The 15,874-nt window shown below is 67.8% G+C and carries 15 protein-coding genes; 13 read left to right on the forward strand and 2 right to left on the reverse strand.

Going from position 1 to position 15,874, the window contains the following annotated elements:
• Positions 1–26 precede the first annotated feature (26 nt).
• The 9 genes from DXK93_RS27560 to DXK93_RS27600 all read left to right on the forward strand — a co-directional run bounded on the left by DXK93_RS27560 (position 27) and on the right by DXK93_RS27600 (position 9,516).
• Positions 27–536, forward strand: a complete 510-nt coding sequence (locus tag DXK93_RS27560) for a sigma-70 family RNA polymerase sigma factor (protein WP_054451641.1) — start codon at positions 27–29, stop codon at positions 534–536.
• Positions 515–1,528, forward strand: coding sequence for a FecR domain-containing protein (locus DXK93_RS27565; protein WP_119451778.1), 1,014 nt, complete (start codon positions 515–517; stop codon positions 1,526–1,528). The genes DXK93_RS27560 and DXK93_RS27565 overlap by 22 nt, the downstream gene beginning before the upstream one ends.
• Before the next feature lie 175 nt (positions 1,529–1,703).
• On the forward strand, positions 1,704–4,256 hold the full coding sequence (locus tag DXK93_RS27570) for a TonB-dependent receptor (protein WP_225588901.1): 2,553 nt from the start codon (positions 1,704–1,706) through the stop codon (positions 4,254–4,256).
• Between the two features lie 79 nt (positions 4,257–4,335).
• Positions 4,336–5,382, forward strand: a complete 1,047-nt coding sequence (locus tag DXK93_RS27575; protein WP_054451638.1) for a hemin-degrading factor — start codon at positions 4,336–4,338, stop codon at positions 5,380–5,382.
• Between the two features lie 18 nt (positions 5,383–5,400).
• The gene (locus DXK93_RS27580) at positions 5,401–6,234 is read left to right on the forward strand and encodes a hemin ABC transporter substrate-binding protein (RefSeq protein WP_119451780.1); all 834 of its coding nucleotides are present in this window, start codon (positions 5,401–5,403) and stop codon (positions 6,232–6,234) included.
• A 37-nt stretch (positions 6,235–6,271) separates the two neighbouring features.
• Positions 6,272–7,216: an iron ABC transporter permease gene (locus DXK93_RS27585; RefSeq protein ID WP_119451788.1), complete on the forward strand. Its 945-nt coding sequence runs from the start codon at positions 6,272–6,274 to the stop codon at positions 7,214–7,216.
• Positions 7,213–8,001, forward strand: a complete 789-nt coding sequence (locus tag DXK93_RS27590) for a heme ABC transporter ATP-binding protein (protein WP_119451781.1) — start codon at positions 7,213–7,215, stop codon at positions 7,999–8,001. Before DXK93_RS27585 ends, DXK93_RS27590 begins: the two co-directional genes overlap by 4 nt.
• 79 nt (positions 8,002–8,080) lie before the next feature.
• The gene (locus tag DXK93_RS27595; RefSeq protein WP_054451634.1) at positions 8,081–8,563 is read left to right on the forward strand and encodes a YajQ family cyclic di-GMP-binding protein; all 483 of its coding nucleotides are present in this window, start codon (positions 8,081–8,083) and stop codon (positions 8,561–8,563) included.
• Between the two features lie 47 nt (positions 8,564–8,610).
• Positions 8,611–9,516 (forward strand): LysR family transcriptional regulator, encoded by a 906-nt coding sequence (locus tag DXK93_RS27600; RefSeq protein ID WP_054451633.1) that lies wholly within the window; start codon positions 8,611–8,613, stop codon positions 9,514–9,516.
• A 13-nt stretch (positions 9,517–9,529) separates the two neighbouring features.
• Here the strand turns inward: DXK93_RS27600 and DXK93_RS27605 are convergent, their stop codons facing one another.
• Positions 9,530–10,975 carry an AlkA N-terminal domain-containing protein gene (locus DXK93_RS27605; RefSeq protein WP_119451782.1) on the reverse strand — a complete coding sequence of 482 codons (1,446 nt, stop codon included), beginning with the start codon at positions 10,973–10,975 and terminating at the stop codon, positions 9,530–9,532.
• A 146-nt stretch (positions 10,976–11,121) separates the two neighbouring features.
• On the opposite strand from DXK93_RS27605, the gene ogt reads away from it, so the two are divergent.
• The 4 genes from ogt to DXK93_RS27625 all read left to right on the forward strand — a co-directional run bounded on the left by ogt (position 11,122) and on the right by DXK93_RS27625 (position 15,074).
• On the forward strand, positions 11,122–11,670 hold the full coding sequence (gene ogt, locus DXK93_RS27610; RefSeq protein WP_082400780.1) for a methylated-DNA--[protein]-cysteine S-methyltransferase: 549 nt from the start codon (positions 11,122–11,124) through the stop codon (positions 11,668–11,670).
• 73 nt (positions 11,671–11,743) lie between these two features.
• The gene (locus DXK93_RS27615; RefSeq protein WP_054451631.1) at positions 11,744–12,709 is read left to right on the forward strand and encodes a DUF3829 domain-containing protein; all 966 of its coding nucleotides are present in this window, start codon (positions 11,744–11,746) and stop codon (positions 12,707–12,709) included.
• A 201-nt stretch (positions 12,710–12,910) separates the two neighbouring features.
• The gene (locus DXK93_RS27620; protein WP_119451783.1) at positions 12,911–13,996 is read left to right on the forward strand and encodes a tartrate dehydrogenase; all 1,086 of its coding nucleotides are present in this window, start codon (positions 12,911–12,913) and stop codon (positions 13,994–13,996) included.
• Positions 13,997–14,093: 97 nt separating this feature from the next.
• Complete coding sequence (locus tag DXK93_RS27625) at positions 14,094–15,074, forward strand: tripartite tricarboxylate transporter substrate binding protein (RefSeq protein WP_119451784.1); 981 nt, start codon at positions 14,094–14,096, stop codon at positions 15,072–15,074.
• Between the two features lie 13 nt (positions 15,075–15,087).
• On the opposite strand, the gene DXK93_RS27630 is transcribed toward DXK93_RS27625, so the two are convergent.
• Entirely contained in the window at positions 15,088–15,693 is a 606-nt protein-coding gene (locus DXK93_RS27630) for a phosphatase PAP2 family protein (RefSeq protein WP_054451628.1), read from the reverse strand.
• Positions 15,694–15,874 lie beyond the last annotated feature (181 nt).

Raw genomic sequence — 15,874 nt, forward strand, 5'->3', positions numbered from 1 at the left:
GTGATTGAAAGTTCAGGGAGCCACCCGTGCCGAATCCCGCGGTCGCCGCCAGCGACAACGTCCAACTGCTGTACCGCGCTCATCACGGATGGCTGCATGGCTGGCTGCGCGCCAAGCTGGGCAACAGCTTCGACGCGGCCGATCTGGCGCAGGACACCTTCGTGCGGGTGCTGCGCCACCGCCATGAACTGGACGCCCTGCGCGAACCGCGCGCCTATCTCACCACCATCGCCAAGCGCCTGCTGCTGAACCACCACCGGCGGCGCTCGGTGGAGCAGGCCTATCTGGAAGCCCTGGCCCTGATGCCAGAGGCGCTGGCGCCCTCGGCCGAACAGCGCCTGATCATCCTGGAAACGCTGCAGGAAATCGACGAGATGCTGGCTGGCCTGTCCCTGCCGGCCCGCCAGGCCTTCCTGATGGCGCAGCTGGAAGGACTGAGCCATGGCGAAATCGCCGCCCGCCTCAACGTGTCGCTGCGCACCGTGCACCGTTACATCGCCAAGGGATTCGAACAATGCATCATGGCGTCGATCTGAGCGCCCAGGCCGAGGCGGCGTCCGAACTGCCCGCCGTCGAACGCAGCGTGGCGCGCGAGGCCGCGCGCTGGCTGCTGCGGCTGAGTTCGGGCCGCGCCACCGACGCCGACCAGCGGGCCTGTGAACTGTGGCGCGCCAGCAAGGCCGAGCACGAGCACGCCTGGCAGCGCGCGCAGCGCGTGAACGAACGCTTCGGCCTGATCCCGGCGGCGCTGGGCATGGCGACCTTGAACCGGCCCGAGCTCAGAAGCCGCCGCGCCGCGCTCAAGACACTGATTGCGCTGGTGGTGGCCGGTCCTGTCGGCTGGGCCGCCTGGCGCGCCGATCCGCTCGACTGGACCGCGGACTACCGCAGCGCGCCGGGCGAGCGGCGCGAAGTGGCGCTGGCGGATGGATCCACGCTGCTGCTGAACACAGCCAGCGCCGTCGACGTGATGTACAGCTCCACGGCCCGGCTGGTGCGCCTGCGCGCCGGCGAGATCGCGGTGCATGCCGTGGCCGACACGGCGCCTGCGCCGCGGCCCTTCGTGGTGCGCACGAGCCAGGGAGACATCGAGGCGCAGTCCTCGCGTTTCTGCGTGCGCCAGGAAGGCGGCCTGTGCCGCGTCAGCGTGCAGGAAGGGCGGGTCCGCGTCGGCAGCGCCGCGCATCCGCGCAGCCTGATCAGCCTGGAAGCTGGCCAACAGAGCAGCCTGACGGAAGAGGGCGCATCGCCGCCATCCCCCGCGGACCCGCATGCCAGCGACTGGCAGCGCGGCGTGCTGTACGCCAACCGCATGCGGTTGGACGCCTTTGCCGCCGAACTGGGCCGCTACCGTTCCGGCATCCTGCGTTGCGATCCCGAGGCGGCGCATTTGCGCATCTCGGGCGCGTTCCAGGTGCGCGACACCGATGCGGTCCTGGCGGCACTGCCCGCGACCTTGCCGGTGCAGGTGCGCTATCGCACGCCTTACTGGGTGACGATCACCTTGCGCGCGGCAGCCGAGGCCTGAACCCGCGCTGTTACAAAAAAGTGGAGGGCCAGCTGTCCGATTCGGATTTCACGAGGGTCATGGTCTGTAGAGGCAAACGAATGCCGACACCTTTTGGATCGAAAGGACGACCATGGCTTATCTCCCCGCCGGCCGCGCAAGCGGCTCCCGACCAGCCCGAGGCCTGCAATGCCGCATGACGCATCTAGCCGCCGCCGTGCAGGCCGCCCTGGCGCTGTCCGCGCTGTCCGCCGCCTTGCTGCCCGCAAGCGCCGCGTGGGCGCAATCCGCGCAGCAGACGCAGGCGCGCGGCTATCGCATTCCCGCGGGCACGCTGGCCGAGGCGTTGCCGCGCTTTGCCGACAGCGCGGGCGTGACGGTGCTGTTCGACGCGGCGCTGGTGGGCCAGCGCCGCACGGCGGGGCTCGATGGGGTTTATTCCGTGAATGAGGGCTTTGCGCGCCTGCTGGCGGGCAGCGGCCTGGGCGTGCAGGAGCGCAGCGCCCGCGTCTACGTGTTGCAGGCAATGCCCGCGGATGTGACGCAGTTGGCGCCCGTCCAGGTGGAAGGCGAGGGCGCGCCGGTCGCGCCGGCCTGGGAAACCAGCACCGACCGCAAGCGCCTGGACGAACTTCAGGTCAAGAACTGGAGCGATTTCGGCAAGCGCGCCGAGCCCGGCGTGAGCTTCAACCGCACGACCAACAGCATCAACATCCGCGGCCTGGATCAGGATCGCGTGCTGACACGCGTGGACGGCATCCGCCTGCCGTGGCTGGACGACGGCGCGCGCGGCCTGAAGGGCGGGCTGGAAGCGGTGGATTTCAACAGCCTGTCGCGGCTGGACATCGTGCGCGGCGCCGACGCCAGCGGCGGCGGTTCCGGCGCGATTTCCGGCACTGCCGACCTGTACACGCTGCAACCGTCGGACCTGCTGACAGACGGCAAGACCTTCGGCGCGCTGGCCAAGACCGACTACGACACGGCCGACAGCAGCTGGGGCGCCAACGCCGCCCTGGCGGGCCAGATCCACAGCAATACGTTCTGGCTGGTGCAGGCGGGCGTACGCAACGGCCATGCCCTGGACAACCGCGGCGACGTGGGCGGCTACGGACCCAAGCGCAGCGAACCCAGCCCGGAAGACTACGACCAGCGCAGCTTCCTGCTGAAGCTGCAGCAGCGCGTCGAAGGCGGCCACCGCTTCGGCCTGACCGGCGAATACTTCAAGCGCAACGCCGACATCGACAATATGTTCGAGCAGGGCGCGGGCACCAGCTATCTGTACGGCGAGAACAGCACCCGCAAGGAAACCGAGCGCCAACGGGTGTCGCTCGATTACTCGTACAAGGCGCCCGGTGCGGACAGCCTGATCGACACGGCCACCGCGGTCGTCTACTGGCAGCGCCTGCAGCTGGACAGCTCGCTGAGCGGCGTGCGCAGCGTCGATTCCCGGGCCTACGCCATACCGGGCGATCCGTTCCGTTACGGCTATCCCAGCGGGCCTTATGGCCGCAGCAACTCCATCCGGCAGACCATGTTCGGCGCCAATGCCGAAGTCACCAAGCGCCTGGCGGGCGCCTCGGTGTCGCAGTTGTGGACCGTAGGCGGGGAGTGGTATGGCAACAAGACCGAGCAGTACTCAAGCGGCTACGACAATTGCCCGGTGATCCGGCCGGGCACGCCGGCGCCCATGGGCCCGCGCCTGTGCGACATGCTGCACACCAACCAGGCCGATGTGCCGCAATCCAAGGGCAATCAATGGGCCCTGTGGGTGCAGGACGAATTCAGCTTCGCCGACGGCCGCTACACCATCATGCCGGCGCTGCGCTACGACCACTACGAACAGAAGCCGCAGTCCACGGCCAGCTACGAAAGCAATCCGAACGCAGGCGCGCTGCCGCCGTCCAACAGCGGCAGCCGTTTCTCGCCCAAGCTGCTGGCCACCTGGAAGGCCGCGGATGAGCTGAGCCTCTACGCGCAATACGCCTACGGCTTCAAGGCGCCCAGCCCGACCCAGCTCTACACCAACTACGGCGGCCCCGGCACCTACCTGCGCGTGGGCAATCCCTATCTGAAGCCCGAAACCAGCAAGGGCTGGGAGCTGGGCGCCAAGATCGGTTCCGATTCCCTGGGCGGCGCGGTATCGTTGTTCGACAACCGCTACCAGAACTTCATCGATGGCGACGTGCCGCTGAACGCGTCCTCGCCCCAGTGGCAGCCGGGCTGGGCCGGACAGTATCCCTTGGGCGTGACCGGCAACGTCAACCGCGCCAAGGTGCGCATCTATGGCGCCGAAGCCAGCGCGCACTGGAAGTTTTCGCCAGGCTGGCGCACCTGGGGCTCGCTGGCGTGGGCCGTGGGCAAGGACGAGAGCACGGGGCAGTACCTGAACTCGGTGGCGCCGCTGAAGGCGGTGCTGGGCCTGGGCTACGGCCGCGACGTGTGGGGCGTGGACGCCATGCTGACCACCGCCCTGAAGCGGGACAAGGTCGAGTATCCCGAGGCCACGGCCACGGCGCGCAATCCCGATTTCCAGGCGCCCGGCTACGGCGTGGTGGACCTGATGGGCTATTGGCGTCCGGCCGCGGTGAAGGGGCTGCAGGTGCAGGCAGGCGTTTTCAATCTGTTCGACAAGAAGTATTGGGAGGCCATCAACGTGCCGACCGCCGGCGCCATCGCCATTCCGCGGCCGGTCGATTGGTACACGGAACCGGGACGCAGCCTGCGCGTCTCACTGACATACCAGTATTGATCCTGACCCGCCGCCGGTCCGGGCAATGCCGGGACGGCGGCGGTCTACGCAAACCTTAGCAACGGCCGGAGGGCCCACGATGAGCAACACCGATTTCATGTCCCGCGCCCAGGAACTGCGCGCTCGCAACGAGGCCCTGGCCGCCTCGCAACCCAAGCTGCGCGCCCGCAACCTGGCGCAATCGCTGGGAGTGTCCGAAGCCGAGTGGGTCGCGGCCGAATGCAGCGGCCTGAAGGCCACCGCCCTGCACGGCACGCCCCAGGAGATCTTCCGCGAACTGGGCACGCTGGGCCCGGTCATGGCGCTGACGCGCAACGACTGGTGTGTGCACGAGCGTCACGGCGTGTATGAGGACATCCAGGCCGACGGTCCGGTAGGCCTGGTGCTGGGGCCGGACATCGATCTGCGTGTTTTCTTCACGGCCTGGAAGTCGGCCTGGGCGGTCGAGCAGGACGGCCGCCACAGCCTGCAGTTCTTCGACGGCGCGGGCGTGGCGGTGCACAAGGTCTACCGCACCGACGCCACCGATGCCGCCGCCTACGATGCCCTGGTCGCCAAGTTCGCGGGCGAGGCGCAATGGCCCGAGACCCAGCCCTATGCGCCCGCCGCCGACGCCGACCGGGTCGAGGACGGCGCGCAATGGCGCGAGGCCTGGCTGGGCATGCAGGACACGCACGAATTCTTCCCCCTGCTGCGCAAGTTCAAGGTGTCGCGCCTGGCCGCCCTGGCGGCCGCGGGCGAGGACCTGGCGCAGCAGGTGCCGGCCGATGCCGTCGAACGCATGCTGGAATCCGCGGCGCAGTCCGGGCTGTCCATCATGTGCTTCGTGGGCAACCGCGGCATGATCCAGATCCATACCGGCCCGGTGCAGCAATTGCGCCGCACCGGCCCCTGGTACAACGTGCTGGACCCCAAGTTCAACCTGCACCTGGACACGACCGCCATCGCGTCCGCCTGGGTGGTGAACAAGCCGACCACGGACGGCTGGGTCACCTCGCTGGAGCTGTATTCCGCCACCGGCGACCTGATCGCGCAGTTCTTCGGCGAGCGCAAGCCCGGCAAGCCGGAGCTGGCGCAATGGCGCGAACTGATGATCAGCCTGTGCAGCGTGCCGCTGGCCGCCTGAGCCCATAAGGACGTAGCGATGAAAAAATGGTTGGCAATGGCGGCGGGCTGGGCAATCGCGCTCGGCGCGTACGCGGCGCCGCCCGCCCGGGTGGTGACCCTGGGCGGCACCGTGACCGAGATCGTGTATCAGCTGGGGCAGGGCGACAAGCTGGTGGGAGACGATCTCTCCAGCCTCTATCCCGAGGCCGCGACCAAGCTGCCGCGCGTCGGCTACTACCGTTCGGTACCGGTGGAAGGCGTCTTGTCGCTCAAGCCCGATCTGGTGCTGGCTTCCGAGCAGGCCGGGCCGCCGGACGCGCTCAAGCGCCTGGCGGATGTCGGCGTGCGCGTCGTCACCGTGTCGGACGCGCCGTCGGTGGATTCGCTCAAGTCACGCATCCGCGGCATTGCCGATGCGCTGGGCGTGGCGCCGGCGGGCGAACGCATGGTGGAAGACGTCACGCGCGAGCTCGCGCGCGCCGAGGCGGTACCCGCGACGCGCGCGCGGGCGCTGCTGCTGATCAATCGCACAGGCTCGCCGCAAGGCGCCGGCCGCGACACCGCCGCCAACGAAGTCATGCATCTGGCGGGGCTGGTGAACGTGCTGCAAGACCAGCATGGCTACAAGCCCTTGTCGGCCGAGGCCATGGGGGCGCTGGCGCCCGACCTGATCATCGTGACGCAGGCATCGCTGGACGCCGGCGGCGGCATGGACGCCTTCCTGCGCATGCCTGGCATCGCATCCACCCAGGCGGCCGCGAAGCGGCGCGTCGTCGTGATGGACGACCTGCTCATCCTGGGCATGGGACCGCGCCTGCCGCTGGCGCTGACCCAGCTCAAGCAGGAGGTTGCGCATGTCATGGCGCGTTAGCGCGCCGCTGGCGTTGGGCCTGCTGGCAGCGGCCCTGATGCTGGCCGTGGTGGCCGCCACCGCCAACGGCGCGGTGGCGATCCCCTTGCGCGAGCTGCCGTCCCTGCTGTGGGGCGCGCCCACGCCGGAGACTGCCCTGTGGCGCAATGTGCTGATCGACATCCGCTTGCCGCGCGTGCTGTTCGCGCTGGTGGCGGGCGCGGGCCTGGCGGTGTCCGGCGCGGCCATGCAGGCGCTGTTCCGCAATCCGCTGGCCGAACCCGGCCTGATCGGCATCTCGGCGGGCGGCGCGCTGGGGGCGGTGGCCGCCATCGTGCTGACGTCCGGCGGCTTCTGGATCACCGCGCCTGCCGCCTTCGCCGGCAGCCTGCTGGCCACGCTTTGCGCCTACGCGGTGGGCCGGCGCGTGCCGGGCGTGGCGGGCCTGTTGCTGGCAGGCGTGGCCATCACGGCCATGGCGTTCAGCCTGATCGGTCTGTTCACCTTCGTCGCCACCGACGCGCAGCTGCGCGACCTGACGTTCTGGAACATGGGCAGCCTGGGCGGCGCGAACTGGAAGGTGCTGGCCTTCCTGGGACCCTGGGTGCTGCTGGTAAGCCTGTGGCTGATGAGCCAGTGGCGCGTCATGAACGCGCTGCTGCTGGGCGAGCGCGAGGCCCAGCATTTGGGCTACACGCTCAAGCGCGTGCGGGCCAGGCTGGTGCTGGCCAGCGCGCTCATCGTCGGGCCCCTGGTCGCCGCCACGGGCACCATTGTCTTCGTCGGCCTGGTGGTGCCGCACCTGGTGCGCATGACACTGGGCGCCAATCACCGCTGGCTGCTGCCTGCGACCATCCTGGCCGGCGGCCTGGCGCTGATCCTCGCGGATTGGCTGGCGCGTACCGTGGTGGTGCCGGCGGAGCTGCCTATCGGCCTGGTGACGGGCCTGGTGGGCGGGCCGTTCTTTCTGTGGCTGCTGGCGCGCGGACGGAGGATAGGATGACGCTAACCGCGCAAAACGTGACGGTGAATCGCGGCGCAGCGCGCATTCTCACCGATGTATCGCTGGACATTCGTCCGGGAGAAGTCGTGGGCCTGCTGGGGGCCAACGGCGCCGGCAAATCCACCTTGCTGGGCGTGTTGTCAGCGGAATTGCCTGCCGATGCGGGCCAGCTGAGTCTGGGCGAAACCTCGCTTGCCGCCATGCCGCACCGGCAGCAGGCGCGCCGCCGCGCCGTGCTGCCGCAAAAGCCGGGGCTGACCTTCGACCTGAGCGTGCGCGAGGTGGTCGCCATGGGCGCCTATCCGTTCCCGGAGTTGGCGCCATCCGTGGTGGACGCGCTGGTGACGCAAACGCTGGGCGAGGCCGACGCCGCGCATCTTGCCGGGCGGCGCTATCCCGAGCTGTCCGGCGGCGAACAGCAGCGCGTCCAGTTCGCCCGCGTACTGGTTCAATGCCATGCCGCGCGCGAACGCGACGAGCCGCGCTACCTCTTGCTGGACGAACCCACCGCCAGCCTGGATCCCAAGCACCAGGGCGACCTGCTGCGGCGCTCCTGGGAGCTGGCCCATGCCGGCAATACGGGTGTACTGGTGATCCTGCACGACATGAATCTGGCCGCCCGCTGGTGCGACCGCCTGCTGCTGCTCAGCGGCGGACGCGGCATCGCCCAGGGGACGCCGGCAGAGGTCCTGACGCCGGCCAATCTGTATCTGGCCTACGGTATCGACGCGCAGGTGATCGCGCATCCCCTGCAGGCCGGCCGCCTGCTGGTGCTGATGGCGTGACTCGGGCTGCGGGGCCGGTAAAATAGGCGTTACGCTGGTATTCGCCTTTTTCAACATTTACCCAACAGGACCCCGTGTCATGCCTACTTTTGACGTCGTCTCCGAAGTCGACAAACACGAACTCTCCAACGCTGTCGATCAAGCCAACCGCGAACTGGCCACCCGCTTCGATTTCAAGGGCACCGACGCCAAGTTCGAGCTCGACGAATTTGTCGTGACCCAGGTCGCTTCCAGCGCCTTCCAGCTCAAGCAGATGCTGGACATCCTGCGCGGCCGCCTGTCGGCCCGCGGCATCGATGTGCGCTGCCTGGACGTGGCCGATCCCCTTGAAAACCTGGGTGGCGCCCGCCAGAAGGTCACCATCAAGCAAGGCATCGAGCAGCCGGTGGCCAAGAAGCTCATCGCCGCCATCAAGAACGCCAAGCTCAAGGTGGAATCGCAGATCAACGGCGACAAGCTGCGCATCAGCGGCAAGAAGCGCGACGACCTGCAGACCGCCATCGCGCTGCTGAAGAAGACCGACGTCGACCTGCCGCTGCAGTTCGAAAACTTCCGCGACTGATCCGCCCCGCGCCAGGGTGCCGCGCACCCTGCGGACCTGGAGGGGCCATGGGACATTCCAACGAGTTGCAGCTGGTCGTCGAACTGGTGCGCGCCGGCGGCATGTCCGCCGCCGCCCGCGAGCTGGGCGTCACGCCGGCCGCGGTCAGCAAGCGGCTGGCCCAGATCGAGGCGCGGCTGGGCGTGCGGCTGGTCAATCGCAGCACGCGACGCCTGAGCCTGACCGCGGAAGGCGAGGTCTACCTGGAGAACGCCCGCCGCATCCTGGGCGAGATCGAAGACCTGGACCAGTTGATCGCCAGCCGCCAGGACAGTCCGCGCGGCCTGCTCAAGATCAACGCGCCGCTGGGTTTCGGCCGCAGCTACATCGCGCCCGCGATTGCGGAGTTCGCTCGGAAATATCCCGAGGTGTCGCTGCAATTGCAGCTGACCGACAGCCCGGCCGACTTCGTGCAGGACGCCGTCGATGTGGCCGTGCGCTTCGGCGACCTGCCCGACACCCGCCTCATCGCCCGCAAGATCGCGCCTAACCGGCGCCTGGTCTGCGCGTCGCCGGGCTACCTGAAGGCCCACGGAGTGCCTGCCACGCCGCACGACCTGGCGCGGCACCAGTGCATCGTGCTGCGGCAGAATGAAGCCGCGTACGGCCTGTGGCGTTTCACCAAGGGACGCCGCAGCGAGACCGTGAAGGTGCGCGGCAACCTCAGCAGCAATGACGGGGAAGTGACGCTGACCTGGGGCCTGGCCGGCCTGGGCATCCTGCAGCGCGCCGAATGGGATCTGGCGCGCTATCTGCGCAGCGGCAGGCTGGTGCAGGTGCTGGAAGACTACGCCTTGCCGCAAGCCGACATCTACGCTGTCTTTCCGGAACGGCACCACCTGTCGGCCAAGGTGCGCGTGTTCGTGGACTTCCTGGTGGCGTATTTCCGCAAGGGCGCGGAAGACCAGTGGTGAACCCGGGCCGCGCTCAGGCCGTCCACAGGTGCTGCGCCGCGTATGCGCGCCAAGGCCGCCAGGTTTCGGCGCGGGCCAGCAATTGAGCCGGGGTATAGGTCCGCGCTTCCAGTCTTTCGAGTCCGCGGATCAGGCCGATGTCGGCGGACGGAAACGCGTCCGGCTCGCGCAACTGGCGCAGCGCGATGTATTGCGCCGTCCATTCGCCCACGCCGCGTATCGTGCGCAGCCGGCGCACTGCGTCTTCCAGGCCGCCGGCGGCATCGAACAGATGCTTGTCCGCCACTGCCGCCGCGGCGACCGCCGACAAGGTGGCCGCGCGGCTGCGCGGCATGCCCAGCGACGCAAGCTCCGCCGGCGCCACGGCTTCAGGCAAGGGGAACACATGCGTCAGCGCGCCTTCGGGACGGGTCATGGCGGCGCCGTGCGCGGCCACCAGCTTGCCGGCCAGGCGTATGGCCGCAGCCACCGTGATCTGCTGCCCGAGCACGGCGCGCATGGCCAGCTCGAAGCCGTCCCAGGCGCCAGGCACGCGCAGGCCGGGCCGCGCGCGGATCAGTTCGGTCATGACGGGATCGCTGGCGAACTGCGCGGCGATGGCGACCGGATCGCTGGCCAGATCGAAGACGCGGCGCAGGCGCGCGATGATGGCCGGCAGCGCTTGCAGCCGGGGAAAGCGCACCGTGGCCTCGAGCGCATCGCCGCGGCCCGGGCGCACCGTCACCGTGCCCTGGCAGCCGTCCAGCAGGACAGTGCGCGCATAGCTGTCGTCCGTGACGTGTTCGATGCCGGGAATCGCGCGCAGCCGCAGGAAAGCCAGCATGGCGTCCCAGTCGTAGGGCGGGCGGTAGCGCATCAGCAACTTGATCTCGCCCTCCTGCGCCGCGGAAACTTCCGGCTTGCCGGAGCGCCGCAGTTCGCCCGGGGCGCGCGCGAACAGGTCATGGAAGATCTCGTTGAAGCGGCGGATGCTGCCAAAGCCCGACGCGAAAGCGATCTCCGCCATCGGCAGCCGGGTTTCGTGGATCAGCTGCTTGGCCAGCAGCACGCGCCGCGTCTGGGCCACGGCCACGGGCGAGGCGCCCAGGTGCTGGCGGAACTGGCGCCGCAACTGGCGTTCGCCCACGCCCAGGCGCTGCGCCAGCGCGTCCACCCCGTCCTCGTCCAGCGCGCCCAGTTCGATCAGTTGCAGCGCGCGCGCCACGCTGTCGGGCAGTTCATGCCCGGGTCCGACTTCCGGCGCGGTCTCGGGTCGGCAGCGCAGGCAGGGGTGATAGCCGGCTTCCTGCGCCGCCGCCGCGGTGGCGTAGAACGTGACGTTCTTCGACAATGGCGTGCGCGCGGGGCAGACCGGGCGGCAATAGATGCGCGTGGTCTTCACTGCCGTGAAGAAGCGGCCGTCGTAACGGGAGTCGCGCACTTGGATGGCGCTGTAGCAGGCGTCGTGGTTCAGGTCCATGGAATCATGCTAACGCCGGGGCGGGCGTCGGATCTAGCGGTTTTCGGACAGTGTTGTGGATGCGGCATTCCTGTCCGAAAACCGCCAGCGCATGGCTCGCTCCCCCGCCTATATTGTTTGCGTCGATCATCGCAGGAGGCCATTCCATGCCAGCCCGTACCCAGACATTTCTGCTTGAACGCGTACCCACGCCCATCGGCCTGATGCTGGTCCTGAGCGACGAGCAGCGGCGCCTGCGGGCGGTCGACTGGGAAGACTACGAAGCGCGCATGCATCTGTTGCTGCGCAGGCAGTACCGCCATCAGAACGTGGCGCTGCGCGATGCGGCCCAGGCCTCGCCCGCGCGGCGCGCGCTGCTGGATTACTTCGACGGCGACGTGCGCGCCATCGACGCGCTGGATGTGGCCACGGGCGGCACGGACTTCCAGCGGGAAGTGTGGCGGGCGTTGCGCGAAGTGTCGGGCGGCCAGTCGATCAGCTATGGCGCGCTGGCGCATCGCATTGCGCGTCCCGCAGCCGTGCGAGCGGTGGGCGCGGCCAATGGGGCGAATCCCATAGGCATCGTCGTGCCTTGCCACCGCATCGTGGGCGCTGACGCCGCCCTGACCGGTTACGGCGGCGGACTGCACCGCAAGCGCTGGCTGCTGGATCACGAGCAGAGATGGCTTGAAAATTCTTGTGACAGGGTTGAATAGATTTGTAGCTTGTTAAGCATCTGATGGGCATATCATGCGTCCCCTTCAGAGCAACCCGCAACAGGAAACAAAGATGTTTATGCCGCGCCCCTTGCGCATGTCCGCAGTTCTGGCCGTCACGCTGGCGCTCGCCGCGTGCGGCGACGATAGCGCCAAGAAGGAAGCGAAAGCGCCCGAGGCGGCCACCGCCCAGGCCGAGATCACCAAGTACAACCAGTACGTCGACACCGCCAACAGCATTTCCACGACTTTCGAGCAGGCGCTGGAACGCTACGAGGCCTATGCCGTCCCGGCGCTGAAGGAAGGCAAGCCGCTCAAGGATTTTGTCATCAGCAATGATTCGACGATCCAGCGCACCAAGGAGAAGCTCGACCGCGCGCTGGCGATGACGACGCCCATCGCCGAGATCGACGGGCCGGCCAAGGAATTCTCGGATGCGTTGGGCAAGCTGGCGCCGCTGAGCCACGAACTGCAGAACTATGCCGCAGCCAAGACCTTCCTGTCCGACAACGGCGCGCTGGCGCGCGAGAAGAGTCCGGCCTATGTCGCGGCGCTGACCGAAGTCGTGAAGGCGGAGAACGGCTTCTACCGCGGCATCTCCATCAAGGACACGGCCAACACCAAGGAAGCCTTCGAGAAAGCCAAGAAGGACACGGTCGCCTACTACCGCGCCGGCATGGTCTATTACGGCAAGGCCACGATGGACAAGGCCTCGGGCGTGTTTGAGGGCAAGGGCCTGGGCGCCGACCAGGACGCGTTCAAGCAGGAGCTGGACAAGATGAACGAAATGGCGCTGGGCTTCGACAAGAAGACGCGTGAAGCCGACGCCAAGGGCTGCTCCGGCATGATGATGAACGTCAACGGCTTCCTGGCCTCCGGCCGCAAGATCCTGGAACACACCAACAATGGCCGCTACAAGGAAGACGCCGCGCGCACCGGCGCGTTCAAGATGATGCGTCCCACCATCGAAGACGACGCCAACAGCCTGCGCCAGAACTTCAACAACCTGATCTCCGACCTGAACATCGGCCGCTGCTGATCGCAGCGCGCCCGCGGCTGGTTCATGGCCGCAACCTGACACAGCGCCCCATGCGGGCGCTTTTTTTTCATGTGCGTCAGGTTTCTCCGTCTGCCACCTTCAACTCCAGGTAAAAGATGTTGTGAATTCCACGGCGCCCGCAGGCCGCGGGCCTCAGTACAGTGCCGACAGCATCTCACCAGCAAGGAGCCCAGTCGGCACATGAAGACCTATCGCATCGCAACCATCCCCGGCGACGGCATCGGCAAGGAAGTAATACCCGCCGGACAGCGCATCATGCAGGAACTGGCCCGGGACGGCGGCCTGAGTTTCGAGTTCGAGGATTTCGACTGGGGCGGCGACTACTACCGCAAGCACGGCGTGATGATGCCGGCCGACGGCCTGGATGCGCTGCGCGGCAAGGACGCCATCCTGTTCGGTTCTGCCGGCGATCCGCACATCCCCGACCACATCACACTGTGGGGCTTGCGGCTGAAGATCTGCCAGGGCTTCGACCAGTACGCCAATGTGCGTCCGACGCGCATCCTGCCGGGCATCGACGCGCCGCTCAAGCGCTGCGCGCCGGGACAGCTGGATTGGGTCATCGTGCGCGAGAACTCCGAAGGCGAATACTCCGGCGTGGGCGGCCGGGTCCACCAGGGCCATCCGCTGGAAGCCGCGACCGACGTGTCCATCATGACCCGCGCGGGCGTCGAACGCATTCTGCGCTTCGCCTTCAAGCTGGCGCAATCCCGTCCGCGCAAGTTGCTGACGGTAGTCACCAAGTCCAATGCGCAGCGCCACGCCATGGTCATGTGGGATGAGATCGCCATGGAGGTGAGCCGCGAGTTTCCGGACGTGACCTGGGACAAGGAACTGGTCGACGCGGCCACCGCCCGCATGGTGAACCGCCCCGCCTCGCTGGACACCATCGTCGCCACCAACCTGCACGCCGACATCCTGAGCGACCTGGCGGCGGCGCTGGCCGGCAGCCTGGGTATCGCGCCCACCGGCAACATCGACCCGGAACGCCGCTATCCCTCCATGTTCGAACCCATCCACGGATCGGCTTTCGACATCATGGGCAAGGGCCTGGCGAACCCGGTCGGCACCTTCTGGTCCGTGGTCATGCTGCTGGAGCACCTGGGCGAAACGCAGGCCGCCGCTCGGCTGATGCAGGCGATCGAAAGCGTGACTGCCGATCCTTCTCTGCACACGGGCGACCTGGGCGGAGCCGCCACCACGGAGCAAGTCACGGCGGCCGTGTGCGCGAAGCTGGCGGCTGCGGACAGGGCCAAGGCCGCATAGGCGAAGCAAACCCGAAGCGGGATCGGGGCGCAAGACCCCAGGCCCGCTGCGGGATCCACGAGAACAAGCGAATTCCATTCGTACCGAGGAGACAAGCATGCACAAGAGAACGAACCCTGCGCGCATCCTGGCGCTGGCCTGCCTGGCGGGCCTGTCCTTCGCCGGCGGCGCGCAGGCGCAGGGCTATCCGGCCCGGCCCGTGAACCTGGTCGTGCCGTTTCCGGCCGGCGGCACCACCGACGTGCTGGCGCGCGCGCTGGGCCAGGAGCTGGCCAAGAGCCTGGGCCAGCCGGTGGTGGTGGAGAACAAGCCAGGCGCGGGCTCGACCCTGGGCGCGGACTACGTGGCCAAGGCCGCGCCCGACGGCTACACGCTGCTGATGGGCGCCGTGCACCACACCATCGCGACCAGCGTCTACAAGAGCCTGCATTACGACTTCCAGAAGGATTTCGCGCCGGTGACCACGGTGGCCTTGGTGCCCAACGTGCTGGTGGTCAATCCCAAGCTGCCGGCGCAGGACGTGAAGTCCTTGCTGAAGCTGGCGCAAGGCCAGCCGGGCAAGCTGACCTATGGCTCGAACGGCATGGGCACGGGGCAACACCTGATTGGCGCGCAGTTCGAAAAGGAAGGGCATGTGCAGTTGCTGCACGTGCCCTACAAGGGCAGCGGGCCGCTCACCACCGACCTGCTGGGCGGCCAGATCGACATGTCCTTCGACACGGTGACGCCGGTGCTGGCACACATCCAGAGCGGCAAGCTGCGCGCGCTGGCTGTCACCACCAATCAGCGTTCGGCCGCGTTGCCCGATGTGCCGACCATGGAGGAGGCCGGTCTGAAGCCCTTCAACATGGGGACCTGGTTTGGCGTGCTGGCGCCGGCGGCCACGCCTGCGGACGTGGTCGGGCGCCTGAATGCCGAGATGGTCAAGATCATCCGTTCGCCCGACTTCTCGCGGCGGATGGCCGAGATCGGCGCTGTGCCTATCGGCGATACGCCAGCCGAGATGAAGGCGCGCATCGGCACGGATACCGAGAACTACGCCAAGCTGGTCAAGGACGCCAAGGTCGCGATCAACTGAGCGCGGCGTTCGTTCAGGCGCGGATCCAGCCGCGCGCGATCGGCAGGGCCAGGACCTTGCGGTACAGCCCCTGCGTCAGGCCCGTTAGCGGTTCGCCGCAGCGGCGCCACGCCATTGCGGTCAGCGCGGCGGCCACCGGCGCCAGCAGGAGTCCGCCCAGGATGTCCAGCGGGAAATGCACGCCCAGGTAGACGCGGGAAGCGCCCACCAGCACGGCCGCGGCCAGCGCCAGCCAGCCCCAGCCGGCCCAGCGCCGGTCATAGATCAGCGCGAACGCCAGCGTGGCGATGATGATGGTGTGGTTGCTGGGAAACGACGACGTCGCCTTGTGCGGGAAGAAGGCGTGTCCCAGGCCGATGACGAAGGGCCGCGCATGCGGCCACAGCGCGCCGCACAGGTAGCTTGCGAACAACGCCACGGCGATGCTCGCCAGCGCCTTCAGCGCGACCTCGCGCTGCGGCCGGCCGCCCCACAGCCACAGGGCGGCCAACACGACCGGCACCAGCAGGATCAGCCGGTTCGCCACCAGCATGGCGGCGTGGATCTGCCAAACCGGAGTGGCCGGGTCGGCGTTGATCGAGAGAAAAAGGGACTGGTTGAGGCTTTCAAGGGAATTCATGACTTGTCATCGCGGCGTAATGAAACGATTGCCGCGATGGTAATGATCCCAGCCGTCAGTCCGCTTACAAAAGGCCGCGGACTGAACTGACCCCCGAAAGTTGGACGTAGATCCAACCTTTGGGGGTTTTTGCATGACGAAGTACGACGAGCAGTTCAAGCTCAAGGCGGTTAGGAAGTAT

This window comes from Achromobacter sp. K91 (assembly GCF_003576205.1).
Taxonomy (GTDB): domain Bacteria; phylum Pseudomonadota; class Gammaproteobacteria; order Burkholderiales; family Burkholderiaceae_B; genus Achromobacter; species Achromobacter aegrifaciens.